The 25,526-nt window shown below is 69.6% G+C and carries 21 protein-coding genes; 12 read left to right on the top strand and 9 right to left on the bottom strand.

The window, feature by feature from the left end; all coding sequences use genetic code 11:
• Positions 1-69 precede the first annotated feature (69 nt).
• Both ABD858_RS23720 and ABD858_RS23725 read right to left on the bottom strand, forming a co-directional pair.
• Complete coding sequence (locus ABD858_RS23720) at positions 70-1,449, bottom strand: aspartate aminotransferase family protein (RefSeq protein WP_345040957.1); 1,380 nt, start codon at positions 1,447-1,449, stop codon at positions 70-72.
• A complete protein-coding gene (locus ABD858_RS23725; protein ID WP_345040960.1) occupies positions 1,434-1,925 on the bottom strand; it encodes an Lrp/AsnC family transcriptional regulator in 492 nt (163 codons plus the stop codon). The genes ABD858_RS23720 and ABD858_RS23725 overlap by 16 nt, the downstream gene beginning before the upstream one ends.
• A gap of 178 nt (positions 1,926-2,103) precedes the next feature.
• Between ABD858_RS23725 and ABD858_RS23730 the strand changes: the two genes are divergently transcribed.
• From ABD858_RS23730 to ABD858_RS23740, 3 genes are all read left to right on the top strand, one after another.
• On the top strand, positions 2,104-3,540 hold the full coding sequence (locus ABD858_RS23730) for a gamma-aminobutyraldehyde dehydrogenase (protein ID WP_345040963.1): 1,437 nt from the start codon (positions 2,104-2,106) through the stop codon (positions 3,538-3,540).
• Positions 3,541-3,683: 143 nt separating this feature from the next.
• Positions 3,684-4,871, top strand: coding sequence for a polyamine ABC transporter substrate-binding protein (locus ABD858_RS23735; RefSeq protein ID WP_345040965.1), 1,188 nt, complete (start codon positions 3,684-3,686; stop codon positions 4,869-4,871).
• A gap of 44 nt (positions 4,872-4,915) precedes the next feature.
• Complete coding sequence (locus tag ABD858_RS23740; protein ID WP_345040967.1) at positions 4,916-5,452, top strand: hypothetical protein; 537 nt, start codon at positions 4,916-4,918, stop codon at positions 5,450-5,452.
• Between the two features lie 4 nt (positions 5,453-5,456).
• On the opposite strand, the gene ABD858_RS23745 is transcribed toward ABD858_RS23740, so the two are convergent.
• The 4 genes from ABD858_RS23745 to ABD858_RS23760 all read right to left on the bottom strand — a co-directional run bounded on the left by ABD858_RS23745 (position 5,457) and on the right by ABD858_RS23760 (position 9,290).
• Positions 5,457-6,632 (bottom strand): serine hydrolase domain-containing protein, encoded by a 1,176-nt coding sequence (locus tag ABD858_RS23745; protein ID WP_345040969.1) that lies wholly within the window; start codon positions 6,630-6,632, stop codon positions 5,457-5,459.
• A 140-nt stretch (positions 6,633-6,772) separates the two neighbouring features.
• Positions 6,773-7,555, bottom strand: coding sequence for an SAM-dependent methyltransferase (locus ABD858_RS23750; protein ID WP_345040972.1), 783 nt, complete (start codon positions 7,553-7,555; stop codon positions 6,773-6,775).
• Positions 7,556-7,566: 11 nt separating this feature from the next.
• Positions 7,567-8,280 carry a glycerophosphodiester phosphodiesterase gene (locus ABD858_RS23755; RefSeq protein ID WP_345040974.1) on the bottom strand — a complete coding sequence of 238 codons (714 nt, stop codon included), beginning with the start codon at positions 8,278-8,280 and terminating at the stop codon, positions 7,567-7,569.
• Entirely contained in the window at positions 8,265-9,290 is a 1,026-nt protein-coding gene (locus ABD858_RS23760) for an adenosine deaminase (RefSeq protein WP_345040976.1), read from the bottom strand. Before ABD858_RS23760 ends, ABD858_RS23755 begins: the two co-directional genes overlap by 16 nt.
• Positions 9,291-9,398: 108 nt before the next feature.
• On the opposite strand from ABD858_RS23760, the gene ABD858_RS23765 reads away from it, so the two are divergent.
• The gene (locus ABD858_RS23765; RefSeq protein WP_345040977.1) at positions 9,399-10,088 is read left to right on the top strand and encodes a DUF4190 domain-containing protein; all 690 of its coding nucleotides are present in this window, start codon (positions 9,399-9,401) and stop codon (positions 10,086-10,088) included.
• 464 nt (positions 10,089-10,552) lie between these two features.
• Here ABD858_RS23765 and ybiA read toward each other — a convergent pair whose 3' ends face one another.
• The gene (gene ybiA / locus ABD858_RS23770) at positions 10,553-11,101 is read right to left on the bottom strand and encodes a riboflavin biosynthesis intermediates N-glycosidase (protein ID WP_345040979.1); all 549 of its coding nucleotides are present in this window, start codon (positions 11,099-11,101) and stop codon (positions 10,553-10,555) included.
• Positions 11,102-11,276: 175 nt separating this feature from the next.
• On the opposite strand from ybiA, the gene ABD858_RS23775 reads away from it, so the two are divergent.
• From ABD858_RS23775 to ABD858_RS23800, 6 genes are all read left to right on the top strand, one after another.
• A complete protein-coding gene (locus ABD858_RS23775) occupies positions 11,277-12,794 on the top strand; it encodes a gamma-aminobutyraldehyde dehydrogenase (protein ID WP_345040981.1) in 1,518 nt (505 codons plus the stop codon).
• A 79-nt stretch (positions 12,795-12,873) separates the two neighbouring features.
• Positions 12,874-14,121: an ABC transporter substrate-binding protein gene (locus ABD858_RS23780; RefSeq protein ID WP_345040983.1), complete on the top strand. Its 1,248-nt coding sequence runs from the start codon at positions 12,874-12,876 to the stop codon at positions 14,119-14,121.
• A 46-nt stretch (positions 14,122-14,167) separates the two neighbouring features.
• Positions 14,168-15,316: an ABC transporter ATP-binding protein gene (locus tag ABD858_RS23785; RefSeq protein WP_345040986.1), complete on the top strand. Its 1,149-nt coding sequence runs from the start codon at positions 14,168-14,170 to the stop codon at positions 15,314-15,316.
• Positions 15,313-16,233, top strand: a complete 921-nt coding sequence (locus tag ABD858_RS23790) for an ABC transporter permease (RefSeq protein WP_345040988.1) — start codon at positions 15,313-15,315, stop codon at positions 16,231-16,233. Before ABD858_RS23785 ends, ABD858_RS23790 begins: the two co-directional genes overlap by 4 nt.
• A complete protein-coding gene (locus ABD858_RS23795) occupies positions 16,230-17,024 on the top strand; it encodes an ABC transporter permease (RefSeq protein WP_345040990.1) in 795 nt (264 codons plus the stop codon). Before ABD858_RS23790 ends, ABD858_RS23795 begins: the two co-directional genes overlap by 4 nt.
• Positions 17,025-17,107: 83 nt before the next feature.
• Positions 17,108-18,526 (top strand): NAD(P)/FAD-dependent oxidoreductase, encoded by a 1,419-nt coding sequence (locus ABD858_RS23800; protein WP_345040992.1) that lies wholly within the window; start codon positions 17,108-17,110, stop codon positions 18,524-18,526.
• A 60-nt stretch (positions 18,527-18,586) separates the two neighbouring features.
• On the opposite strand, the gene ABD858_RS23805 is transcribed toward ABD858_RS23800, so the two are convergent.
• Together ABD858_RS23805 and gabT are read right to left on the bottom strand one after the other, a co-directional pair.
• Positions 18,587-19,363: a phosphatase PAP2 family protein gene (locus tag ABD858_RS23805; RefSeq protein WP_345040994.1), complete on the bottom strand. Its 777-nt coding sequence runs from the start codon at positions 19,361-19,363 to the stop codon at positions 18,587-18,589.
• 104 nt (positions 19,364-19,467) lie between these two features.
• Positions 19,468-20,820, bottom strand: coding sequence for a 4-aminobutyrate--2-oxoglutarate transaminase (gabT, locus tag ABD858_RS23810; protein WP_345040997.1), 1,353 nt, complete (start codon positions 20,818-20,820; stop codon positions 19,468-19,470).
• A gap of 653 nt (positions 20,821-21,473) precedes the next feature.
• On the opposite strand from gabT, the gene ABD858_RS23815 reads away from it, so the two are divergent.
• Positions 21,474-23,558, top strand: coding sequence for a type IV secretory system conjugative DNA transfer family protein (locus tag ABD858_RS23815; RefSeq protein WP_345040999.1), 2,085 nt, complete (start codon positions 21,474-21,476; stop codon positions 23,556-23,558).
• Between the two features lie 281 nt (positions 23,559-23,839).
• Positions 23,840-25,378 (top strand): PucR family transcriptional regulator, encoded by a 1,539-nt coding sequence (locus ABD858_RS23820; RefSeq protein ID WP_345041001.1) that lies wholly within the window; start codon positions 23,840-23,842, stop codon positions 25,376-25,378.
• Positions 25,379-25,526: the final 148 nt, after the last annotated feature.

Consider the following 25,526-nt stretch of genomic DNA (forward strand, 5'->3'; position numbering starts at 1 on the left):
GCCGAGAGCTCGGGGGAGAAGCCGAGAGCTCGGGGGAGATCAGAGTCCGATCGGGGACCGGATCACAGCTCAGAGCTTGGTCCAGGCCTCGGCGAGCACCCCGCGCAGGATGCCCTCGATCTCGTCGAACGTCGCCTGGTCGGAGATCAGCGGCGGGGCCAGCTGGATGACCGGGTCGCCACGGTCGTCGGCGCGGCAGTACAGACCGGCGTCGAAGAGCGCCTTGGAGAGGAAGCCGTAGAGCACGCGCTCGGTCTCCTCGTCCGTGAAGGACTCCTTGGTGTTCTTGTCCTTGACCAGCTCGATGCCGTAGAAGAAGCCGTTGCCGCGGACGTCGCCGACGATCGGCAGGTCGAGCAGCTTCTGCAGCGTCGCGAGGAAGGCGCCCTCGTTGTCCAGCACGTGCTGGTTGAGGCCTTCCTTGTCGAAGATGTCGAGGTTGGCCAGACCCACCGCGGCGGAGACCGGGTGGCCACCGAAGGTGTAGCCGTGCAGGAAGGTGTTGTCGCCCTTGTAGAACGGCTCGGCGAGACGGTCCGAGACGATGCAGGCGCCGATCGGGGAGTAACCCGAGGTCATGCCCTTGGCGCAGGTGATCATGTCCGGCACGTAGCCGAACTTGTCACAGGCGAACGTCGTGCCGAGGCGGCCGAAGGCGCAGATGACCTCGTCGGAGACGAGCAGTACGTCGTACTGGTCACAGATCTCGCGGACCCGCTGGAAGTATCCGGGCGGCGGCGGGAAACAGCCACCGGCGTTCTGCACCGGCTCCAGGAAGACCGCGGCGACGGTGTCCGGGCCCTCGAAGAGGATCTGCTGCTCGATCTGGTCGGCGGCCCAGCGGCCGAAGGCCTCCGGGTCGTCGCCGTGGATCGGCGCGCGGTAGATGTTCGTGTTCGGCACCTTGTGCGCACCGGGCACCAGCGGCTCGAACGGGGCCTTCAGGCCCGGCAGGCCGGTGATGGAGAGGGCGCCCTGCGGGGTGCCGTGGTAGGCGACCGCGCGGGAGATGACCTTGTACTTGGTCGGCTTGCCGATCAGCTTGAAGTACTGCTTGGCCAGCTTCCAGGCGGTCTCGACCGCCTCGCCGCCACCGGTGGTGAAGAAGACCTTGTTGAGGTCGCCCGGGGCTTCGTTGGCAAGGCGCTCGGCCAGCTCGACGGCCTTCGGGTGGGCGTACGACCACACCGGGAAGAAGGCGAGCTCCTTGGCCTGCTTGGCGGCGACCTCGGCCAGCTCGGTCCGTCCGTGGCCCGCCTGGACCACGAAGAGGCCGGCGAGGCCGTCGAGGTAGCGCTTGCCCTTGTCGTCGTAGATGTAGGTGCCCTCACCACGCACGATGGTGGGGACGGGTGCGTTCTCGTACGACGACATGCGGGTGAAGTGCATCCACAGGTGGTCGTAGGCGGTCTTGGAGAGGTCCTGGGTCACGGCTATCGGGATCCCCACATGTAGGTCTGCTTCTTGAGCTTGAGGTAGACGAAGCTCTCGGTGGAGCGCACGCCGGGGAGGGTGCGGATGCGCTTGTTTATGACATCCAGCAGGTGGTCGTCGTCCTCGCAGACGATCTCCACCAGCATGTCGAAGGAGCCCGCGGTCAGGACCACGTACTCCACTTCCGGCATGGCCGTCAGCGCTTCCGCGACGGGGTCGAGGTCACCCTCGACGTTGATGCCGACCATCGCCTGTCGCCTCAGACCCACCGTGAGCGGGTCGGTGACGGCGACGATCTGCATCACGCCCTGGTCGAGCAGCTTCTGGACGCGCTGGCGTACGGCGGCTTCGGACAGGCCCACGGCCTTCCCGATGGCCGCGTACGGACGGCGCCCGTCCTCCTGAAGCTGTTCAATGATCGCCAGGGAGACGGCGTCGATCGTCGGGGACGAGGCCGCCCCGTATCTGGAGTCTGCGCTGCGACTGGCCACGGCTTCACTGTGCACCGAACATCGTCGATATGGCAACCCCAGACCGATGAAATTCGTTGTTGTGAGGCGGGGATCTCACTGAATTCGAAGTTCGGGAGGGTTGGGCCTGTCGAAATAGTGGACCCACCGATTAGGGTGAGGGTTCACCCATCGGACATCTCTGACAGGAGGGGTGGCTGTGACCACCGAACTGCGTCGTCTGCGCAATTACATCGACGGGGAGTTCCGGGACGCCGTGGACGGGCGGACCATCGAGGTGGTCAACCCGGCCACGGGAGAGGCCTACGCGACCTCGCCGCTCTCCGGACAGTCGGATGTCGACGCGGCCATGGCCGCCGCCGCGGCCGCATTCCCGGCCTGGCGCGACACCACGCCGAGCGAGCGCCAGAAGGCACTGCTGAAGATCGCGGACGCAGTCGAGGCGCGGGCCGACGAGCTGGTCGCGGCAGAGAGCGAGAACACCGGCAAGCCGCTCGGTCTGACCTCCAGCGAAGAGCTGCCCCCCATGGTCGACCAGATCCGCTTCTTCGCCGGTGCCGCCCGGCTGCTCGAGGGCCGCTCGGCCGGCGAGTACATGGAGGGCATGACCTCGATCATCCGCCGTGAGCCGGTGGGCGTCGTGGCGCAGGTCGCGCCGTGGAACTACCCGATGATGATGGCCGTCTGGAAGTTCGCCCCGGCCATCGCCGCGGGCAACACCGTCGTCCTCAAGCCGTCGGACACCACCCCGGCCTCCACCGTGCTGCTCGCCGAGATCATCGGCGAGATCCTGCCCAAGGGTGTCTTCAACGTCGTCTGCGGTGACCGCGAGACGGGCCGCGCCATGGTCGAGCACGAGGTCCCGGCGATGGCCTCCATCACCGGTTCCGTACGCGCCGGTATGCAGGTCGCCGAGTCCGCGGCCAAGGACGTCAAGCGCGTTCACCTGGAGCTGGGCGGCAAGGCCCCGGTCGTCGTCTTCGAGGACACCGACATCGCCAAGGCCGTCGAGGACATCGCGGTGGCGGGCTACTTCAACGCCGGTCAGGACTGCACGGCCGCGACCCGTGTCCTGGTGCACGAGTCCATCCACGACGAGTTCGTGGCCGCCCTCGCCAAGGCCGCCGCCGACACCAAGACCGGCCTGCCGGACGACGAGGACGTGCTCTTCGGCCCCCTCAACAACGCCAACCAGCTGAAGCAGGTCACCGGCTTCATCGAGCGCCTCCCCGCCCACGCCAAGGTCGAGGCGGGCGGCCACCGGGTGGGCGACAAGGGCTACTTCTACGCCCCGACCGTCGTCTCCGGCCTCAAGCAGGACGACGAGATCATCCAGAACGAGGTCTTCGGCCCGGTCATCACCGTCCAGTCCTTCCGTGACGAGGACCAGGCCGTCGAGTACGCGAACGGCGTGGAGTACGCCCTCGCGTCCTCGGTGTGGACCAAGGACCACGCTCGCGCCATGCGTATGTCCAAGCGCCTCGACTTCGGCTGTGTGTGGATCAACACCCACATCCCGCTGGTCGCGGAGATGCCGCACGGCGGCTTCAAGAAGTCCGGCTACGGCAAGGACCTCTCGGCGTACGGCTTCGAGGACTACACGCGCATCAAGCACGTGATGACCTCGCTCGGCTGAGTCCGCGCCCGGGGCGGGCGGGTGGGGCTTCCCCCACCCGCCCGCCTTTGTTTTCAGGATGGTTGACAAGGTGTCTTATCGGGACCCCGAGGGCGTACAGAGTGTCCATTGTTCGTTGACCGGGTGATCGGCATCCTGCGTTGGTGTCAGCGAACTCCGTGAAATCCACGCCCCGTCGGTCCCTGCTACGCGCCCTTGGTGGCGGAGCCGCGCTCACCGCGCTCGCCGGATGCGGGGTGCCGGGGGCGAGAGTGGCCCCCCGCGACCGTGCCGCGCCCGACCTGTCGCAGACGGACCGGACCGTGTCCTTCGCCAACTGGCCGCTCTACATCGACGTCGACGAGGAGAACGAGCAGAGGCGGCCCAGCCTCGAGGCGTTCGTCAAGCGCACCGGGATCAAGGTCGAGTACACCGAGGACATCAACGACAACGACGAGTTCTTCGGGAAGATCAGCCCGGCTCTGAAGAACCATCAGGACACCGGACGCGACCTGATCGTCCTCAGCGACTGGATGGCCGCCCGCCTCGTACGGCTCGGCTGGGCCCAGGAGATGGACCGCCAGAAGCAGCCCAACGTCGACAGGCAGCTCGATCCCCAGCTGCGTTCGCCCAAGTTCGACCAGGGCCGGCTGTACACCGTCCCCTGGCAGTCCGGGATCACGGGCATCGCGTACAACCGCAAGAGGCTCGGCCGGGAGATCCGCCACACCAGCGAGCTGTGGGCGGACGACCTGCGTGGCAAGGTGACTCTGCTCTCCGGGCTCGACGAGGCCATGGCGCTGCTGCTGCTGGGCAACGGCGTCGACATCACCCGCTGGACCGCGGACGACTTCCACGACATGTGCGACCAGGTGGAGCGGCGCGTACGCAGCAAGCACATCCGTCGCTTCACCGGAAACGACTACATCAAGGACCTGTCCAGCGGTGATGTGCTGGCCTGTCAGGCCTACTCGGGCGATGTCATCCAGCTCCAGGCCGACAACCCCGACATCGAGTTCCTGGTGCCGGAAGAAGGCGCCGAGCTCTGGGCGGAGTCGCTGATGATCCCCAACCATGCGCGCCACAAGCGCAATGCGGAAGCGCTGGTCGACTACTACTACGAGCCGGAAGTCGCGGCACAGCTGGCTGCCTGGGTCAACTACGTCTGCCCCGTTCCCGCCGCGCGCGACGTCCTCGCCTCCTCCAAGGACAAGGAGCTGGCCGCCCTCGCCGACGACCCGCTGATCTTCCCCGACGATGTGATGCGGGCGAGGCTCTCCACCGCCCGTGACATCACCGAGAAGGAACGGAAGACCTTCACGAAGCGCTGGAACGGGATCGTCGGACTCTGACTCCTGTTTTTGAACGCGTTCATACATGGGCGTACGCTGCGGGCATGAGCGAGAGCGCAGCCCTCTTGCGGGGCATACGTGTCTGGTTGGGCTTCTTCATCGTCTGTCTGGTGCTCAGCGGGGCGACGGCCTTCCCCCTGGTCCATGAACTGCACTGGGCGGAGGACCTGCTGAAGTCCTCCGCCTCGCCGGTGCCCGAGCACTTCCCCGCGCTGCTGGAGTGGATCGAGCGGGTGCGCGCCGGGCTCGACGACACCGATGCCAAGTACCCCTTCGTGCTGTACGGAACGGACTGGCTGGCCTTCGCTCATCTCGTCATCGCGGTGGCCTTCTACGGGCCGTACCGCGACCCCGTACGCAACATCTGGGTGATCGAGTTCGGCGTCATCGCCTGCGCGGGGATCATCCCCCTGGCCCTCATCTGCGGGCCGGTCCGGGGTATCCCCTTCTGGTGGTCGGTCATCGACATGTCGTTCGGCGTCTTCGGGGTGATCCCGCTGCTGGTCGTCCGGCGCAGGATCAAGCGCCTGGAGGCGCTGACGGCGCCGGTACGCGCACCGGCGCCCGTCGCGGCGGTGTGAGGCGTCAGCGGGCGAAGGCGGCGAGGACGATGTCCATGGCCACTGGGTTCATGTTCTCGCCCTTCGCGTCGATGGAGTTGACCGAGTAGACGAGGGTGCGGGACAGGTCGCGGGTGGCACCGATCGCGGTGTTGTAGCCGTAGCGGCCGCCGGTCTTGCCCCAGGCCACCGTGCCGTCGGGCAGCACGATCCGGGACAGCCCGGCGGTGAACTGGGCGGACTTGCCGGAGGCGAAGTCCTTCACCTTCGGCAGGGTGAACATCTCCTCCAGCTGGGGTTCGGGAACCACCTCGCCGCGGAACAGGGCGAACAGGAAGCGTTCCAGGTCCGCCGTGGTGGAGATGATGTCGCCCGCCGCCCGCCGGTCCGTCGAGCACCACTCGGTCACATCGACCAGCTCGGTCGAGCCGTCGGGCTTTTCCACCGCCTGGTAGCCGTGGTTGTGCGGGCCGTGGATCCTCGGGTCGGCGCCCGGGAACGAGGTGTGCCGCAGACCCAGCGGCTTCAGGATCCGGTCGCGGACCGCCTGCTCGTAGGAGGTGCCGGTGAGCTTCTCGATCAGCAGGCCGAGCACCGTGTAGTCGATGTTGAGGTAGTGCTGCTTGGTGCCGGGGCTGAACTCTGGTCCCTTGGCGACCGCGTTGGCGATCTGCGCCCGCGGGTCGACCGTGTCGAAGCGATGGGCGTACAACGCCTCGAAGCTGTCACCGGGGCCGTCGGCAGCCTGGATGCCGCTGGTGTAGTTCAGCAGCTGGCGCACGGTGACCGGCTCGAAGGTGTCCGGCAGCAGGCCCGGCAGGTACGTCTGTACGGGCTCGTTCAGATCGACCTTGCCCTCGGCCGCGAGCTGGAGGACCACGGCCGCGGTGAAGGTCTTGGTGACGGAACCGGCCCGGAAGCGGGCGTGTTCCATGGCCTTGCGGCCGGTCTCCAGGTCGGCCACACCGGCGCTGCCCGTCCAGCTGCCGCCGGTGCCCCCGACCCGTACCAGCGCGGCGGTCGCGTCGGCGTTCGGCAGCCCGGCGATCGCGGCGGACAGGGCCTCGGCGTCCGGGGTGGGGACGGCGGTGGATAAGGCCGTGGCGGAGGAGGCGGTCTCGGCCGCCGCCGGCGCGATCGCACCGGCGGCGAGGCCGAGGACCAGGGCGGCGGCGAGGGCGACGCGCGCGGTCGTACGCATGGGAACTCCGGGTGTGGAAGATGTCCGTGGTTGACGGCTTCCATCCTGTCGATCTTGGCCAGGATCCGTATCGTCCCCAAGTACGGCCCGGTGCCCGGAAGTTCTCAGGGTCGCCCCTGAGACCGTCCCGGGGTGGCGCCTCAGGGCTTACGGGCTACCGCACCGAACTGCGCCACCGGCGCGCCCTCGGCGCCCTCGTCCGGTCGCCACAGCGCGCAGGAAACGATCCCCGGCTCCAGCACCTCCAGGCCCTCCAGGAAACTTTCGAACTCCTCCCGGCTGCGCGCGGTGATCGGGGGCGTGGCGTTCTCGTTCCAGAAACGCATCGCCTCGGCGTTCCCCTCGCCGCCCAGCTCCAGCGTGGGGTGGGTGAGCACCAGATGGCTGCCCGACGGCACGGCGTCCATCAAGGTCTTCACGACCGACCGCGCGGCGGCGGTGTCCAGGATGAAGTTGAGAATGCCGAGCATCATCACCGCGACCGGACGCTTCGGATCCAGGGTCGGCTCGATGGCGCGGAGGATCCCCTCGGGGTGGTGCGCGTCGGCGTCGATGTACGCGGTCGCACCCTCGGGGGAGCTGGTCAGCAGGGCGCGGGCGTGCGTCAGCACGATCGGGTCGTTGTCGACGTAGGCGATCCGGGACTCCGGGGCGACGCGCTGGGCGACCTCATGGGTGTTCTCGGCCGTGGGCAGACCGGTGCCGATGTCCAGGAACTGCCGGATGCCCGCCTCAGCGGCGAGATACCTCACGGCCCGGCCCAGGAACGCGCGGTCCGCGCGCGCCACTTCGCCGATGCTCGGGTACATGCCGGTGACCTGGTCGCCCACCGCGCGGTCCACCGGATAGTTGTCCTTGCCGCCCAGCCAGTAGTTCCAGACGCGGGCGTTGTGCGCTATGTCGGTGCGGATTCTGTCGGTCATGGGGCTGCTCCTCAACATGCTGTGCCGGTGGGCGGGTTGGCAGGACGGCCGATCACCTTACGCAATACGCCGACACGGTTGGTGGTGATGGAGTCCGTCCCGATCGCGATCAGCCGCCGCATACTGGCCGCGGTGTCCGGGGTCCAGGCCGAGACCAGCTGCCCGTCCCGGTGGATACGGGCCGTCAGCTCCCGGTCGAGCAGGGAGAAACGGTAGTTGAGCCAGCGCGGGCGCAGCGCGTCCAGCAGCAACGGGGGCGGTGGGGCGAGCGTCGTCCAGGTCATGGCGATCTCCGCGGCAGGGTCGGCGGCGCGCACCTTCAGCATGGTGGTGGCGCCCGCGCAGTAGTACGTCCGCTCGTCGGCGCCGCAGTCCCGGACCACGCCGAGCACGGCCCGTACCGTGGCCTCGGATGCACCCGGCAGATCGATCATGACGCGGTGCCCGCCCAGCGCGGTCAGGGCCTCCTGCAGGGTGGGCACCCCGCCGCGGGTCAGCCCGTGCACCTCGGCCCCGGTGAGATCCGCGAGCGCCAGGTCGTGCCTCCACAGGCGCTTCAGTGTCCGGTCGTGCAGCAGCACGGGCACGCCGTCACGGGTGAGCCGTACGTCGATCTCGACCGCGTCCGCCCCCCGTCCCAGCGCCGAGCGCAGGGACGGGAGGGTGTTCTCACGGAAGCGGTACGGGTCCCCGCGGTGGCCGACGGCTGTCAGCGAGCGAGCCATGCCGTGGTGTAGCTGTCGACCTCCGCCGCGAGCCGGGACTTGCCCGCCGGGTCCAGGAAGGACGCCTCCACGGCGTTCTTCGCCAGATCGGCCAGACCGCGCTCGTCCAGGTCCAGCAGCCGGGCGGCGACGGCGTACTCGTTGTTCAGGTCGGTACCGAACATCGGCGGGTCGTCGCTGTTGACGGTCACCAGCACGCCCGCCGCGACCATCTCCTTCATCGGGTGCTGCTCGATGTCGCCGACGGCCCGGGTCGCGACGTTGGAGGTCGGGCAGACCTCCAACGGGATGCGGTGCTCGGCGAGATGGGCCAGCAGCTTCGGGTCCAGCGGGGCGCTGACGCCGTGGCCGATGCGCTCGGCGCGCAGCTCGGTCAGCGCGTCCCAGATGGTCTGCGGCCCGGTGGTCTCGCCGGCGTGCGGGACGCTGCGCAGTCCGGCCGCGATGGCCCGGTCGAAGTACGGCTTGAACTGCGGCCGCGGCACACCGACCTCGGGGCCGCCGAGGCCGAATGAGACCAGGCCCTCCGGGCGCAGGTCCACCGCGAGCCGGGTGGTCTCCTCGGCCGACTCCAGACCCGCCTCCCCCGGGATGTCGAAGCACCAGCGCAGGACGACGCCGAGCTCCTGCTCCGCGGCCTTGCGGGCGTCCTCGATCGCCTCCATGAACGCGACCTCGTCGATCCCCCGCCGGATCGAGCTGAACGGGGTGATGGTCAGCTCGGCATACCGGATGTTCTGCCGCGCCATGTCGCGGGCGACCTCGAAGGTCAGCAGCCGCACGTCCTCCGGGGTGCGGATCAGATCCACCACGGAGAGATAGATGTCGATGAAGTGGGAGAAGTCGGTGAAGGTGAAGTAGTCCGCCACTGCCTCGGGGTCCTTGGGCACGGGGGAGTCGGGGTGCCGCGCGGCCAGTTCGGCGACGATCCGGGGGGACGCGGAGCCGACGTGGTGCACATGGAGTTCTGCCTTGGGGAGCCCTGCGATGAAGGGGTGCAGGTCGGTCACGATTCCTCCGGATGCTGCTGTTGTCCTGCCGGTTCAGGGATCATGGTAGGCACGCGGTCCGGGCGGGGACTGGGCCGTTAGCATGACGGGACCACGATGGGGAGGGCCATGTCAGACAACGCCGCGCAGCCGAACGGGACGCCGGAGCCGAACGATCCCTGGGCTCCGCCGGAGCGCAAGACGCCTCCGGCCCAGCCGCCGGCGGGATACGGGGCCCCGGTGCCCCCGGTGCACGATCAGCCGACCGTCGCGTCGATGCCGGGCGTCGGCACGGACGCCACCCCGCCGCCCCCGCCCGGCCCGGGCCAGGCCGTTCCCGGCAGCTACGGCTATCCGTCCTACCCGGCCCCGAACGCCGGCGCGCCCTACGGCGGCCAGCCCGGATACGGCTACACGGCCCCCGGTACGGTGCCGGGCTACCCCGGTTACGCCGGCGGCTGGCCCGGGATGGGCGCGGCCCCGCAGAACGGGTTCGGCATCACCGCCCTGGTGCTCGGCATCGTCTCGGTGGTGCTGTTCTGCCTCTACGGCTTCCAGATCATCCTCGGCATCCTGGCGGTGATCTTCGGCGTCCTCGGCCGCAACCGCGCCAAGCGCGGCGAGGCGACGAACGGGGGCATGGCACTGGCCGGGATCATCCTGGGGGCCCTCGGCATCCTGGTGAGCACCGTGATCATCGGATTTATTGTGTGGGTGGCGACGCACGCGGACGACTTCGAGGGCGACACGTACGACGACCCGTTCGCCACGTCGCTGTCCGTCGACGCGGCGCAGCCGTCTGCGGCCGTGGTGCGCTGAGCGGACACCGTCGCGGGGAGGGCGGGCCGGTGCGCCCGTCCTCGCGCGCCGGACGAGCCTGAGCCGGCCACCCTCGCAGGCGCGGACCTTTGGTCCTGCCCGGCCGATCATGCCGGGCTCGCGACGCACCCCCAGGCGCCGCGCCTCTCCCCCTTCGGGCACGGGAGGTACCCCCATCGCATGCGGTGGGCCCTCCTCCGCCTTGCGATGCACGGCACCAGCCGCCGCTCCCTGGTCCGGCCTGAGCGACCGGACAGGGCCTGGTGCCCCTCCCGCAACGTTTGCCCCGTCGCGACGCTCCCCCGGCTACCTCCCCCAGGGGTGCCCCCAGCGGTGCCCCCGGGCACGCACGCTCGCTGCGTTGGCCGAAAACCCAAGGAGCGCTGCTACGAGGGTCTTCGGCCGCCGTGCGATCGCACGCACCGGACGCCGCTCCTCGACGGGCAACGTTGCCGGTCGCGGCACTAGTTGGCGCGCAGGTGCTCGCGGGCCTCCATCAGGGCGAAGCCGAGCAGGTTGAGGCCGCGCCAGCGGGCCGGGTCGTGCGCGTGGTCGTCGTCGGCGGCCAGGCCTATGCCCCAGATCCGGTCCAGCGGGCTGGCCTCGACCAGCACCCGCTCGCCCGTGCCGAGCAGGAAGTCCCTCAACTCGGCGTGCTGCCCGAACTTGTGGATGCTGCCGGCCACCACGATGCCGTACCGCTCGCGCTCCCACACCGCCTCGTCGAAGCCGCGCACCAGTCGCCCGGCGCGCTTGGCCAGCGCCGGGTTCCGCGCCTCCACTGCCTGGCGCTCGGCTTCCTCGTCACCGAACAGGCGGGCCTTTTCGGCCATCATCCAGTGCTCCGCGGTCGCGTAGCGCACCCCGTCCACGGTGAAGGGCGACGCCCACCACTGGCTGAGACAGCTCGCTCCCATCTGCCCGTCCGGCCTCGGTGTGTGCCCCCAGAAGTGCAGGAACCGGACCCTCTTTCCTGTCCTGATCTGCCTGGTCAGCTCATCGACGTCGATCATGCATGCGAGTCTGGCATCCACCACTGACACCTCGTACGGGATTTCCCGTGGGGCGCGACACATTGTTCGACAGATTCCGTCGCGTAACCAAAGCGCAACAACGGAATCACTTGTTGGCCTCATGGGGCTCTGTCAGGATCGGCATTCAAATCGAGCCGGAGCTACGGAGAGCGTGATGGATAACCGCTTCCAGGCACAGGACCGCTTCGCGGACGGTGCGCAGTACATCGGCGGGCGCCTGCGCCCTGGAACCTCGGGTCAGATGCACCACGTCATCGACCCGGCGACGGGCGACAAGGTGTACACCTATGAGCGCGCCGGCCGGGCCGAGGTGGACGCCGCCGTGTCCGCCGCCCGGGAGGCGCTTCCCGGCTGGGCGGCCGCCACCCCGGGAGAGCGGTCCGACGCCATGCACCGCTTCGCCTCGGTGCTCGCCGAGCGCGCCGACGAACTGGCGCGCGCCGAGTCGCTGCAGTGCGGCAAGCCGATCAAGCTCACGACCGAGTTCGATGTTCCGGGCACCGTCGACAACACCGCCTTCTTCGCGGGCGCCGCCCGCCACCTCGAGGGCAAGTCCGCCGGTGAGTACGAGCGGGACCACACCTCGTACATCCGCCGCGAGCCGATCGGTGTCGTGGGTTCGATCGCGCCCTGGAACTATCCCCTTCAGATGGCCGCGTGGAAGGTCCTTCCGGCCATCGCCGCGGGCAACGCCATCGTGCTCAAGCCGGCCGAACTGACGCCGTTCACCTCGCTGTTGTTCGCCGAGGCGGCAACCGAGGCCGGCATCCCGGACGGTGTCGTCAACATCGTCACCGGCGCGGGCCGGGACGTCGGTGAGCACCTGGTCGGCCACCCGGACGTCGCGATGACCTCCTTCACCGGTTCCACCGGCGTCGGCAAGCGGGTCGCCGAGGTCGCCACCGCCACCGTCAAGCGGCTTCACCTCGAGCTGGGCGGCAAGGCGCCGTTCGTCGTCTTCGACGACGCCGACCTGGAGGCCGCGGTCCATGGCGCGGTCGCCGCCTCGCTGATCAACGCCGGCCAGGACTGCACCGCCGCCACCCGCGCGTATGTCCAGCGGCCGCTGTACGACGCCTTCGTCAGCGGCGTCGCCGACCTGATGCGGACCGTGCGTCTGGGCGACCCGTTCGACCCGTCGACGGACATGGGCCCGCTCGTCTCGCACGTCCACCGGGACCGGGTCGCGGGCTTCGTGGAGCGGGCCCGCTCGTACGCCACCGTGGTCACCGGTGGTGGGGTGCCGCAGGGTGAACTCGCCAAGGGTGCTTATTATTTGCCCACCCTCGTCACGGGCGCCGCCCAGGACAGCGAGGTCGTCCAGTCCGAGATCTTCGGTCCGGTCCTCGCCGTTCTGCCGTTCGACTCCGACGACGAAGGCATTGCCCTGGCCAACGACACTCCGTATGGTCTGGCAGCCTCCGCCTGGAGTCGCGACATCTACCGGGCGAACCGTGCGACCCGCGAGATCAAGGCCGGCTGTGTCTGGGTGAACGACCACATCCCGATCATCAGCGAGATGCCGCACGGCGGCTACAAGGCCAGCGGCTACGGCAAGGACATGTCGTCGTACTCACTCGAGGAGTACACGCAGGTCAAGCACGTCATGTACGACAACAGCGCGGTCGCCAGGAAGGACTGGCACCGCACGATCTTCGGGGACCGTCCATAACGATATGCGGCTACCGCCGCGTGGCGACCGCTGCCCGACCGGGCGGCGGTCGCCACCTCCCGAAAGGGCAGAACAGCGCATGGAGCAGTACGAGTCCGACCGCCTGTCCGCGGCCCAGATGGCCGCCATGAGGCGCAGCTTGACGAACGGCCGAGCCGCCATGACCCGCCGTTCCCTTCTGCGTGCCTCGGGCGTCGGAGCGCTCACGGTCGGTGGTCTGGCCGGCTTGAGCGCATGCGGTATCCCGCCCGCCAAGCGGGAGGACCAGGGGCCCGCGTCCACCGATTTCTCGGCCGAGGAGAAGGTGGTCAACTTCTCCAACTGGACCGAGTACATGGACACCAGTGAGGACGGGAAGCACCGGCCGACGCTGGAGGAGTTCACCAAGCGCACCGGGATCACGGTCAAGTACACCGAGGACATCAACGACAACGTCGAGTTCTTCGGCAAGATCAAGCCCCAGCTGGCGGCCGGCCAGGACACCGGGCGTGACCTGATCATCGCCACCGACTGGCTCGCGTCGCGCATCATCAGGCTCGGCTGGGCCCAGAAGCTCGACCCGGCCAATCTGCCCCATGCGTTCACCAATCTCTCCGGCCAGTTCCGCAACCCGGACTGGGACCCGGGACGGGCGTACTCGTACCCCTGGACCGGTATCCCGGTCGTCATCGCCTACAACTCCAAGGCGACCGGCGGCCGTAAGGTCGACTCGGTCTCGCAGCTGCTGGACGACCCCGAGCTCAAGGGCCGGGTCAGCTTCCTCACCGAGATGCGCGACACGATCGGCATGACCATGCTCGACATGGGCAAGGACCCGGAGAAGTTCACCGACGACGAATTCGACGCGGCGGTCGCCCGCCTCCAGAAGGCCGTCGACACCAAGCAGATCCGGCGGTTCACCGGCAACGACTACACGGCGGATCTCAGCAAGGGCGACATCGCGGCCTGTGTGGCCTGGGCCGGTGACCTCGTCCAGCTCCAGGCCGACAACCCGGACGTCAAGTTCGCGATCCCGGCAGTCGGTTACATGGCGGGGACCGACAACATGCTTGTGCCGGCCAAGGCACGGCACAAGGCCAACGCCGAGAGGCTCATCGACTACTACTACGAGCCTCCGGTGGCCGCGCGGCTCGCCGCGTACATCAACTTCGTCTGCCCGGTCGACGGCGTACGCGAGGAGCTCGAGAAGATCGACCCGGCGCTGGCGTCCAACACCCTGATCCTCCCGGACAAGGCAATGGCCGCCAAGTCGCACGCCTTCCGTTCGCTCACCAGTGAGGAAGAGACCGCGTACGAGGAGAAGTTCGCCAAGCTCATCGGAGCCTGAGTCGCCCCGCCTGACCGCCCCTTTCGACCCCCCGGGACCACAACCCATGACTGACAACAACGCCGGCGGAGACGTCCGCCTCACCGGGATCAGCAAGACGTACGGCTCCTTCACCGCCGTCCACCCGCTCGATCTGACCATTCCGCAGGGCTCCTTCTTCGCCCTCCTCGGCGCCTCCGGCTGCGGAAAGACCACCACCCTGCGGATGATCGCCGGCCTGGAGGAGCCCAGCACCGGTACCGTCTTCCTCGGCGACAGGGACGTCACCGACCTGCCCCCGTACAAGCGGCCGGTCAACACCGTCTTCCAGAGCTATGCGCTCTTCCCGCACCTCGACATCAGCGAGAACATCGCCTTCGGCCTGCGCCGCCGCGGCATCAAGTCGGTGAAGAAGCAGGTCGACGAGATGCTGGAGCTCGTCCAGCTCGGCCAGTTCGCCAAGCGCAAGCCGCACCAGCTCTCCGGCGGCCAGCAGCAGCGCGTCGCCGTCGCCCGCGCCCTGATCAACCACCCGCAGGTGCTGCTCCTCGATGAGCCGCTGGGAGCCCTCGACCTCAAGCTGCGCCGCCAGATGCAGCTGGAGCTCAAGCGGATCCAGACCGAGGTCGGCATCACCTTCATCCATGTCACCCACGACCAGGAGGAGGCCATGACCATGGCCGACCAGGTCGCGGTGATGAACGGCGGCCGGGTCGAGCAGCTGGGCGAGCCCGCCGAGCTCTACGAGAACCCCAGGACCACCTTCGTCGCCAACTTCCTCGGCACCTCCAACCTCATCGAGGCCGAGGTCGTCGACGCGGCCACGGACGTTGTGGTCTCGGCCGGCGGCGCCAAGCTGCGGCTGCCCGCGGACCGCTGTTCCGCGGAGACCCGCACCGGCGGCAAGCTGCTCGTCGGCATCCGCCCGGAGAAGATCTCGATGGTCCACGCCGACGACGAGGACTCCATCGCGGCCGGCCGCAACAAGGTCACCGGCCGAATAGCGGACTCCAGCTTCATCGGTGTCTCCACGCAGTACATCGTGGACAGCCCGGCCGGCCAGGGCCTTTCGGTGTACGAGCAGAACATCGAGCGGGACTCCCGCCTGGTGCCCGGCGCCGAGGTCGTCCTGCACTGGAACCCGGCCCACACCTTCGGCCTCGACGCCGCCCAGGACATCGACGCGGGCGTGGAGAAGGTGGAGGACGCCCAGTGACCGTCACCGAAGCACCGCAGGCCGTCGCGGACCCGCCGCTCCGCAAGGCCTCCACCCGCAAGCGGCTCGTACCGTACTGGCTGCTGCTGCCCGGCATCCTCTGGCTGCTGGTGTTCTTCGCGCTGCCGATGGTCTACCAGGCCTCGACCTCCGTGCAGACCGGGTCCCTGGAGCAGGGCTTCGAGGTCACCTGGCACTTCCAGACCTACTGGGACGCGCTGAAGGAGTACTACCCGCAGTTCGTCCGGTCGCTGCTCTATGCCGGTACGGCCACCGTCCTGTGCCTGGTCCTCGGCTATCCGCTCGCGTACCTGATCGCGTTCAAGGCCGGCCGCTGGCGCAATCTGCTGCTGATCCTGGTCATCGCGCCGTTCTTCACCAGCTTCCTGATCCGTACGCTCGCCTGGAAGACGATCCTCGCGGACGACAGCGCGGTGGTGGCCGCCCTGGACGCCCTGCGCATCCTGGACGTGACCAACTGGCTCGGCTGGACCGAGGGCAACCGTGTGATGGCCACACCGCTCGCGGTGGTCACCGGTCTCACGTACAACTTCCTGCCCTTCATGATCCTGCCGCTCTACACCTCGCTGGAGCGCATCGACACCCGCCTGCACGAGGCGGCCGGCGATCTGTACGCCACGCCGGCCACCACCTTCCGCAAGGTGACCTTCCCGCTCTCCATGCCGGGTGTCGTCTCGGGCACGCTGCTCACCTTCATCCCGGCGAGCGGTGACTACGTCAACGCCGAGCTGCTCGGCTCCACCGACACCAGGATGATCGGCAGCGTCATCCAGTCGCAGTACCTGCGGATCCTCGACTACCCGACGGCGGCCGCGCTGTCCTTCATCCTCATGGCGGTCGTTCTGATCATGGTCACCGTGTACATCCGCCGGGCAGGGACGGAGGACCTGGTATGAGCTGGCTGCGACGCAACCTCGTCGTCATCGCGGGCCTTTGCACGCTCGCCTACCTCATCGTGCCGAACATCGTCGTGACGGTGTTCTCCTTCAACAACCCGACCGGGCGCTTCAATTACGCCTGGCAGGAGTTCTCGCTCGACGCCTGGAAGGACCCGTGCGGCGTCGCCGATCTGTGCGGCACGCTCAGCCTCTCCCTCCAGATCGCCCTGTGGTCGACGATCGGGGCGACCGTCCTCGGCACGATGATCGCCTTCGCGCTGGTCCGCTACCGCTTCAGGGCGCGTGGCGCGGTCAACTCGCTGATCTTCCTGCCGATGGCGATGCCCGAGATCGTGATGGCCGCCTCCCTGCTCGCGCTGTTCCTCAACATGGGCATCGAGCTGGGCTTCTGGACCATCCTCATCGCGCACATCATGTTCTGCCTCAGCTTCGTGGTGGCAGCGGTCAAGGCGCGTGTGCTGTCGATGGATCCGCGTCTGGAGGAGGCCGCGCGTGACCTCTACGCCGGTCCCGTGCAGACCTTCGTACGGGTCACTCTGCCGATCGCCGCTCCCGGCATCGCGGCCGGTGCGCTGCTCTCCTTCGCGCTCTCCTTCGACGACTTCATCATCACCAACTTCAACTCGGGCAACACCGTGACCTTCCCCATGTTCGTGTGGGGATCGGCTCAGCGCGGTACGCCCGTGCAGATCAACGTCATCGGTACGGCGATGTTCGTCATCGCGGTGCTGGTGGTCGTCGCCGGCCAGTTCATCTCCAGCCGACGACAGAAGAGCGCAAAGCCTTAAGGTCCTGTCCGGTCATGCCAGGCGTCGCGAGCCCGGCATGACCGGCCGGACAGGACCTCGATTCCCTGAGGGAGTTGGAAGCCATGGCCGTGACCCGAGCCATGCGTAGTGCCGCACAGTCCCTGACGGACGCCAAGCCCGTCCCCTTCTGGCTGGAGGACCCCGGCAGGCCCGGCGCCCGGCCCGCGCTCGCCGGGATCGAGCGGTGCGATCTGCTCGTCGTCGGCGGGGGATACAGCGGACTGTGGACCGCGCTCATCGCCAAGGAGCGCGACCCGCAGCGGGATGTCGTCCTCATCGAGGGCCAGGAGGTCGGCTGGGCCGCCTCCGGCCGCAACGGCGGCTTCTGCGCGGCTTCCCTCACTCACGGTCTCGGAAACGGCCTCGCCCGCTGGCCGGGCGAGCTGAAGAAGCTGGAGGAGCTCGGCGAACGCAACCTCGACGCCATCGAGGAGGCGGTCGCCCGCTACTCCCTCGACTGCGACTTCGAACGTACCGGCGAGATCGACGTCGCCACCGAACCCCACCAGCTCGAAGAGCTCCGTGAGGTCCACGAGGAGGCCGAGAAACTCGGCTTCACCGGACTGGAGCTCCTCGACCGGGACGCGGTACGCGCCGAGGTCGACTCCCCGACCTTCCTGGGCGGCCTCTACGACCGGCGCGGCGTCGCCATGCTGCACCCGGCCAAGCTCGCCTGGGGCCTCAAGCGGGCCTGTCTCGACCTGGGCGTACGCATCTACGAGCACACGCCCGGCCTCGACCTCGTCCAGGCGGGCGCGGGCATGGCGGTGCGCACCCCGTACGGCCGGATCCTGGCCCGGCGGGTCGCCCTCGGCACCAACGTCTTCCCCTCGCTGGTCAAGCGGGTGCGCCCGTACATCGTCCCGGTCTACGACTACGCGCTGATGACCGAGCCGCTGTCGGAGGCACAGCTCGCCTCGATCGGCTGGAAGAACCGGCAGGGTCTCGGCGACAGCGCCAACCAGTTCCACTACTTCCGGCTGACCGCGGACAACCGCATCCTCTGGGGCGGCTACGACGCGATCTATCAGTTCGGCGGCAAGGTGCGTGCGGAGTACGACCACCGCCCCGAGACCTATCTGAAGCTGGCCGGCCACTTCTTCACCTGCTTCCCACAGCTGGAGGGCCTGCGCTTCAGCCACGCCTGGGGCGGCGCCATCGACACCTGTTCGCGCTTCTCCGCCTTCTTCGGTACGGCCCACGGCGGCCGGGTCGCCTACGCCGCCGGGTACACCGGCCTCGGCGTCGGCTCGACCCGGTTCGGCGCGGATGTGATGGTCGACCTGCTCGCGGGGGAGCGCACGGAACGCACCGAGCTGGAGATGGTACGCAGCAAGCCGCTGCCGTTCCCGCCCGAGCCCGTCGCCTGGGCCGGTATCGGCATCACCAAGTGGTCGCTGGCCAGGGCGGACGCCAATGGGGGCCGGCGCAATCTGTGGCTGAAGACCATGGACAAGCTGGGCCTCGGCTTCGACAGCTGATCACACCGGGACACGTGCGGACAGCCGCGACGGGCCGTCCGCACGGCGTTCCCCCAGGGCTCACCGACGGTCCGTCGCATGGCAGACCGTCAGCAGTACGACGCTCAGGCACCAGCTGCCGATGACGTCGAGCGGCCAGTGGTAGCCGCGCAGCACCAGACCGGCCCCGGTCGCCACCGTGAGGAGTACGGCCAGGGGCATCGGCCGTACACGGAGGTACGGCGCGAGCAGCAGGGCGGCTCCGCAGTACGCCACTGCCGCGGTCGCCGCATGGCCCGACGGGTAGTAGCCGACCGCGTCGGTCAGCGGCCCCGGCCGGTCGAGCGCCGCCTTCAGCGGCACGACGAGCGCGGGGACGGCGGCCATCGCCAGGGTGGCGGCGAGCGCCACGAGCCGGCGGCCCCGCCAGGCCGCGTATGCCACGGCCACCGCCAGCACCGGCAGCGCGACCTGAACGTTGCCCAGATCGGCGAGGAATTCGGTGAGTTGCCGCGGGCCGTGTCCGACGACCGCCCGGTCCAGTCGCTCGTCGAGACCGCGCAGCGGACCGTGCGCCGCGACCTGCCAGCTGATGAGTGCGAAGAGAACCGCGGGCAGCGCGAGCAGAAGCACGTGAGGAACAGGCCGCCCCGGAACAGGGGGGGAGGTTCCGGGGCGGCCGTCCGGACCGGTGCACCGCGCGCCCCGGGGGGTGTGGGGCGGGCGGCCATCCGATCGGTGAGGATCTCCGGAGCCGGAGACTCCGGTGATGTGCGCGAGGGCACGGCCAGAACGAGGCTGGGGAGGCTCCGCCCTGGTGTCGCCCACAGTGGCCTGTGGGCGGGGTGTTTCTCTCATCTGCGCAAAACCGTACGGCAGACCGTGGGGGGCCGACAGCCGGAAATCCATCCCGCCATCGGCCCCCCACAGGTTCTTCACAGAGTGACCCTCGTTACTCGGGGTCACACCGTCTCGTTGGCCTCCAGGATGGCGAGGCCGCCCTCGATGATGTCCAGGCCCTCGTTGAGGAGGTCCTCACCGATGACCAGCGGCGGCAGGAAGCGCAGCACGTTGCCGTAGGTGCCGCAGGTGAGGACCAGCAGACCCTCGGCGTGGCAGGCCTTGGCGAGCGCGGTGGCGGCCTCCGGGTTCGGCTCCTTGGTGGCCGGGTCCTTCACCAGCTCGATGGCGATCATGGCACCGCGGCCGCGGATGTCGCCGATGATGCCGAACTTCTCCTGCATCTTGGAGAGGCGGCCCTTCATGACCTCCTCGATGCGCTTCGCCTTGCCGTTGAGGTCCTGCTCCTTCATGGTCTCGATCGCACCGATCGCACCGGCGCAGGCCACCGGGTTACCACCGTAGGTGCCGCCCAGGCCACCCGCGTGCGCGGCGTCCATGATCTCGGCGCGACCGGTCACGGCGGCCAGCGGCAGACCGCCCGCGATGCCCTTGGCGGTCGTGATCAGGTCCGGGACGATGCCCTCGTCCTCACAGGCGAACCACTGGCCGGTGCGGCAGAAGCCGGACTGGATCTCGTCCGCGACGAAGACGATGCCGTTGTCGTTGGCGAACTTCACCATGGCCGGGAGGAAGCCCTTGGCCGGCTCGATGAAGCCACCCTCACCCAGGACAGGCTCGATGATGATCGCGGCGACGTTCTCGGCGCCGATCTGCTTGGTGATCTGCTCCATCGCGGCCTTGGCGGCCTCGGCGCCGGCGTTCTCCGCGCCGGTCGGCCAGCGGTAGCCGTAGGCGACCGGGACGCGGTGGACCTCGGGGGCGAACGGACCGAAGCCCTGCTTGTACGGCATGTTCTTGGCGGTCAGCGCCATGGTGAGGTTGGTGCGGCCGTGGTAGCCGTGGTCGAAGACCACGACGGCCGGGCGCTTGGTGTACGCACGGGCGATCTTGACGGCGTTCTCGACGGCCTCGGCGCCCGAGTTGAACAGCGCCGACTTCTTGGCGTGGTCACCCGGGGTCAGCTCGGCGAGCTGCTCACAGACCTCGATGTAGCCCTCGTACGGGGTGACCATGAAGCAGGTGTGCGTGAAGTCCTCCAGCTGCGCGGAAGCGCGACGCACGACGGCCTCGGCGGAGCCACCGACCGAGGTCACGGCGATACCGGAACCGAAGTCGATCAGGCGGTTGCCGTCCACGTCCTCGATGATTCCGCCGTCGACGCGGGTCGTGAAGACGGGAAGCACGGAGCCCACACCGCCGGCGACCGTGTTGACACGACGAGCCTGAAGCTCCTGCGACTTCGGGCCGGGGATGGCGGTGACGATCCGGCGCTCCTGCGGAACTGAGCTCATGTGGACTCCTGTGTTTTTCTGAACGCTTCTTTTATGCGCAGGCTAGGTCCGCGCCGGGGGCCACGGCATGCTCCGTTGGGGAGTGATACGCGTGCGTCGTTGTCCGTGGCGGACATAGCGACGGGGACGAGTCAAACCCGTCCGGCGAAGGGCGGCAACTCCAGCCGAAGCGGGCGGTGCCCACACACGGCCTGTCCGGCATTCGAGGGAACCGGCCACCCGGCGATGCACGCCAAGACGGCATTCGGATGAACGGGCTACCTGGCAGCGCCCGTCCGGCGTTCGAGGGGACCGGTTACGCGACGAAGTGCGGCGACCCCCAGCCTGTCCGGCGTTCGAGCGGAACAGGATCACCGGGCGCTGCACGGCACCCTTCAGCCTGTCCGGTGTTTGAGGACGGACACATCGGCCCGCCCTGTGGAGGGCGGCCACTCCGGGTCCGTCGGGTGTTCGAAGGGGACGGGTTCACCGGGCGCTGCACGGCACCCTTCAGCCTGTCCGGTGTTTGAGGACGGACACATCGGCCCGCCCTGTGGAGGGGGTCAACTCCAAAGCCCGTCCGGCGTTTGAGGGCGGACACACGGGTCAACTGCCAGGTGGGCGCTAGATTGAAGCACGCAGCAAACGGACGCGCTGGTCAGGGGGCACGGGCAATGGACGCCGAAGGCACGTACGACGCAAGCGGCACCCGCGCCGACCACGTTCCGCGCAGGCCCGTGCCGCCCCAGCCGCGCCACGCGCCACCCAAGCCGCGTCACGCGCCTCAAACCGCGCGCGGGCCGGTTGTCGACTGGCTGAGGACCCCGCGGCCCGCCGCCGACCCGGGCGTGTGGCGGATGGGTCACCAGCCGCGCCCGGCCGAGGAACCCGACCGGATCCCCGCTCGCCGCCTGTTCGCCGGCGCTCTGATCGCGCTGCTCAGCGGCTGGCTCCTCTGGTCGCTCCTCTGGAACGGCTACCTCGGCAGCTACTGGCTCTGGCCGCTGCTCGTCCTCACCCCGGACACCTGGCGCTCCGACCCCGAACTGTGGGCGTTCGCGAGCTACACGTACTACGCGATCGTCGGCGGCGGGTTCCTCGTGTTCTTCGCCCGCCTCGGCCATCTGCCGGAGATCTGGCGCCGCTCCACCCGCCGCACCCGCGGTGCGACGCCCCCGCCCCCGCCACGCAGGCCCGAGGCCGATCCCGCCGAGTGGCCGGACCTGCGCACCGCCGGGCTCACCGAGGCCGCGGCCCGGCTCGCCGCCGAGATGAAGTCGGGGGCGCTCGGAGACGTCGACTACGCCCGGATCAGGCGCGCCTGGCAGTCCGTCCGCTCCCGGCCCGAGCGGCTGCCCGCGTTCACCGACGCCGTACGCGACCACGGCGCCGCCGCCTGCGCCCACCCCTCCGGCCTGCGAGACCTGCCGGTCCGTACCGCCACCCACGACCTGGCGACCTCTCAGGTGAGGATCGGCACCGCGGCCGACCATCCGCGCAACCCCTATGCCCGGCGCACCACCGGTGTCGCCCTCTCCCCGGCGCTCCTGGGGACCTCCCTGCTCGCGGTCGGTCCGGCCGGCTCCGGCAAGACGGTCCACCTGATCCGCCCCGTCGTCGAGTCGCTCTGCCTCCAGGCCCTCGCCAACCGCGCCGCCGTCGTCGCCGTCACCGCGCACGGCACGGGGCTCGCGCCGGACGAGTCCTTCGATGTCGTCGTCGCCGTCGGCCGTCCCGACTCCACCCACGACCTCGATCTGTACGGCGGGGCCGACGACCCCGACGAGGCCGCCCGCGTCCTCGCCGAAGCCCTCGTCGGCGACATCGGTGACAGCCGACGTGCCGCCACCGCGCTGGCCCAGCTCATCGGCCCCTACCGCAGCGTCCACGGCCGCTTCCCGGCCGTGCCCGAGCTGCGCGAACTGATCGGCGGCGCCCCCGCGGCCCTCCGCGAGCTGCGCACGGCCCTCGAAGCGAAGGGCGCCGCCGCGCAGCTGCGCGAGCTCGACGCCCGGGAGCGGCAGGCCGAGCGAGGCGATAGCGTCGGCGACCTCCTCGCCGAGCGGATCGCCTTCCTGGACCGTCCCGCCTTCGCGGAGTTCTTCCGTACGGACGGGGAAGGCCGGCAGTTCTCGCTGCGCGCCGTCAGGCATCCGCTGCGGGTACGGATCGACCTGCCGGAGCGCGGCCATGCCGAGGCGTCCCGGATCGTCGCCCGGCTGTTGCTCGCCCAGTTCACGGAGGCCGCGGCCGCCCGTACGGACCGTTCGCTCTTCGCCTGCCTGGTGCTCGACGACGCCACGCACACCGTCACCGCCGACGCCGTCCGCGGTATCCAGCAGCTGCGCTCCGCCAACGCGGGCGTGGTGCTGGCGCTGCGCACCCTGGAGGATGTACCGGAGCAGCTGCGCGGCCCGCTGCTCGGCGCGGTCGGCTGCAGGATGGCCTTCGCGGGGCTCGCGCCCTGGGACGGCGGCCGTTTCGCGGAGCTGTGGGGCACCGAGTGGGTGCAGACCCGGGACGTCACCAACCGGCAGATCATCTCTGACGAGCCGTTCACCAAGGCCGTGCACGCGGTGCGCCGACTCGTCACGGGCAAGGCCACCACACAGGAGGCGATCACCGTCCGCGAGGTCGAGCGTGAGCGCTGGTCCGCCTCGGAGCTGGCGCACTCGGTGCCCCCGGGGCATGCGGTGCTGTCGCTGATGTCCGTACGCGGCGAGCATGCGCCGCCGCTGCTGGTGGATCTCCGCGGCTGAGACGGAGGGGCGCGCCTGCGCGAAAAGGGAGTGGGGGCACCTCTGGGAGTACCCCCAGAGGCAGCTGGGGGAGCGCGGAGACCGCGAGGCTCGTGCCGATATGCGGCTGCGCCGCGTGGGCGGTCGAGCACGGTCGACCGTCGGCACAGGCTGAAGGCGCCCCGAAGGCGAAACGAGGGAACTGAGACGGCCGAGCAGCGGACCCGTACGTCCTGGCAGAATCGAGATGAGCCGTTCGTACGGGACGGCGAATTCCGAACCCCGAAGGTCCCACGGTCCCCATGCCGCTCACGCTCGCCTCGCTCGTCCACCATTCGGCGCTCAAACTCACCGTGCGCTCGGGGGAGGGCCGGCTGGACATTCCCGTCCGCTGGGCGCATGTCAGCGAGCTCGCCGATCCCGTGCCGTACATGGAGGGCGGCGAGCTCCTCCTCACCACGGCGATGACCCTGGACGCCGAGAACCCCGAGGCCATGAGCCGCTACGTGCGGCGGCTGCAGCGCGCCGGAGTCGTCGGCCTCGGATTCGCGATCGGCGTCAACTACGACGAGATACCGGAAGCCCTGGTCACTGCGGCCCAGGAGGCCGACCTGCCGCTGCTGGAGGTACCACGGCCCACCCCGTTCCTCGCCATCAGCAAGGCCGTCTCGGCAGCGATGGCCGCCGACCAGTACCGGGCGGTGACGGCCGGCTTCGAGGCGCAGCGCGAGCTGACCAAGGCCGCGCTCGCGGAGGGCCCGGCCGCGCTGCTGGCCCGCCTCGCCTCGCATGTCGACGGCTGGGCCGCCCTGTACGACGCCTCCGGGGCGGTCGTCGCCGCCGCGCCGGAATGGGCGACCCGCCGGGCCGCCCGGCTCACCGCCGACGTGGAGCGATTGCGCGAGCGCCCCGCCCCGGCCAGCGCAGTCGTCGGCAGTCCAGACGACCGGGTGGAGCTCCAGTCCCTGGGCACCGGCCGCCGGGTCCGCGGCGCCCTGGCCGTCGGCACGGGCGCGCCCCTGGGCACGGCCGAGCGCTACGCCGTGCACTCCGCGGTCGCGCTGCTGACGCTCACGACGGAACGTTCCCGCTCGCTCCAGGCCGCCGAGCAGCGGCTCGGCGCGGCCGTGCTGCGCCTGCTGCTCGCCGGCCAGCCGGACCACGCCCGCGCGGTGTCGGGAGACCTGTACGGGGGCTTGCTGGACGCCCCCTTCCGGCTGCTGATCGCCGGGCCGCTGGCCGAGCACGGCGACGTCGCCGGCCTCACCGAGGCGGTGGAGTCCGCCGCCTCCCGGGCGGGCGAGGCGGTCCTCGCGGTGCCGGAGAACGGGCGCCTGGTGATCCTGGCCGCCGACGGCGGCGCGGCGGTCGGCGCCTGCACGGCGTACGAACCGGAGGTCGGCAATGAGATCGTCATCGGCCTGTCCGCGCCGACCGGCCCGAGCGCCGCGGCCGCGGCGTACAAGCAGGCCGAACAGGCCCTGTCGGTTGCCCGCCGTCGCGGCCGGTCCCTGGTCGAGCACGACGAGATGGCGGCCGGTTCGGTGCTTCCGCTGCTCGCCGACGATGCGGTACGGGCCTTCGCGGACGGCATGCTGCGCGCCCTGCGCGAGCACGACGCGACGGGCCGCGGCGACCTGGTGGCCTCGCTGCGAGCGTGGCTGTCGAGGCACGGCCAGTGGGACGCGGCGGCGGCCGACCTGGGGGTGCACCGCCACACGCTGCGCTACCGGATGCGCCGAGTCGAGGAGATCCTGGGCCGCTCGTTGGACGACCCGGATGTGCGGATGGAGCTCTGGCTGGCGCTGAAGGCGACGTCGACGGCAGAGGAAGAGAGCTGACGCGCGTTTTCGGGCGACGTCCACCGCGTGATCATTCGGGGGGCTGTGTGGACTCCCGAAGGTCGTGCGATGGCTGCGGACCGCAGCGTGGACCCTGCCCGTTGGCGGGCGATGTTCGACCAGGCGATGGCCCGGATCGCGGGCAGGT

Origin of the sequence: Streptomyces sannanensis, assembly GCF_039536205.1 — a bacterium.
Taxonomy (GTDB): domain Bacteria; phylum Actinomycetota; class Actinomycetes; order Streptomycetales; family Streptomycetaceae; genus Streptomyces; species Streptomyces sannanensis.

Excerpts from the sequence above, each read along its gene's own strand:
- ABD858_RS23785 (WP_345040986.1), top strand. The coding sequence starts at position 14,168 with ATGACTGACAACAACGCCGGCGGAGACGTCCGCCTCACCGGGATCAGC.
- ABD858_RS23795 (WP_345040990.1), top strand. The coding sequence starts at position 16,230 with ATGAGCTGGCTGCGACGCAACCTCGTCGTCATCGCGGGCCTTTGCACG.
- gabT (WP_345040997.1), bottom strand. The coding sequence starts at position 20,820 with ATGAGCTCAGTTCCGCAGGAGCGCCGGATCGTCACCGCCATCCCCGGC.
- ABD858_RS23780 (WP_345040983.1), top strand. The coding sequence starts at position 12,874 with ATGGAGCAGTACGAGTCCGACCGCCTGTCCGCGGCCCAGATGGCCGCC.
- ABD858_RS23815 (WP_345040999.1), top strand. The coding sequence starts at position 21,474 with ATGGACGCCGAAGGCACGTACGACGCAAGCGGCACCCGCGCCGACCAC.
- ABD858_RS23775 (WP_345040981.1), top strand. The coding sequence starts at position 11,277 with ATGGATAACCGCTTCCAGGCACAGGACCGCTTCGCGGACGGTGCGCAG.
- ABD858_RS23745 (WP_345040969.1), bottom strand. The coding sequence starts at position 6,632 with ATGCGTACGACCGCGCGCGTCGCCCTCGCCGCCGCCCTGGTCCTCGGC.
- ABD858_RS23820 (WP_345041001.1), top strand. The coding sequence starts at position 23,840 with ATGCCGCTCACGCTCGCCTCGCTCGTCCACCATTCGGCGCTCAAACTC.
- ybiA (WP_345040979.1), bottom strand. The coding sequence starts at position 11,101 with ATGATCGACGTCGATGAGCTGACCAGGCAGATCAGGACAGGAAAGAGG.
- ABD858_RS23800 (WP_345040992.1), top strand. The coding sequence starts at position 17,108 with ATGGCCGTGACCCGAGCCATGCGTAGTGCCGCACAGTCCCTGACGGAC.
- ABD858_RS23755 (WP_345040974.1), bottom strand. The coding sequence starts at position 8,280 with ATGGCTCGCTCGCTGACAGCCGTCGGCCACCGCGGGGACCCGTACCGC.
- ABD858_RS23805 (WP_345040994.1), bottom strand. The coding sequence starts at position 19,363 with ATGAGAGAAACACCCCGCCCACAGGCCACTGTGGGCGACACCAGGGCG.
- ABD858_RS23740 (WP_345040967.1), top strand. The coding sequence starts at position 4,916 with ATGAGCGAGAGCGCAGCCCTCTTGCGGGGCATACGTGTCTGGTTGGGC.
- ABD858_RS23750 (WP_345040972.1), bottom strand. The coding sequence starts at position 7,555 with ATGACCGACAGAATCCGCACCGACATAGCGCACAACGCCCGCGTCTGG.
- ABD858_RS23765 (WP_345040977.1), top strand. The coding sequence starts at position 9,399 with ATGTCAGACAACGCCGCGCAGCCGAACGGGACGCCGGAGCCGAACGAT.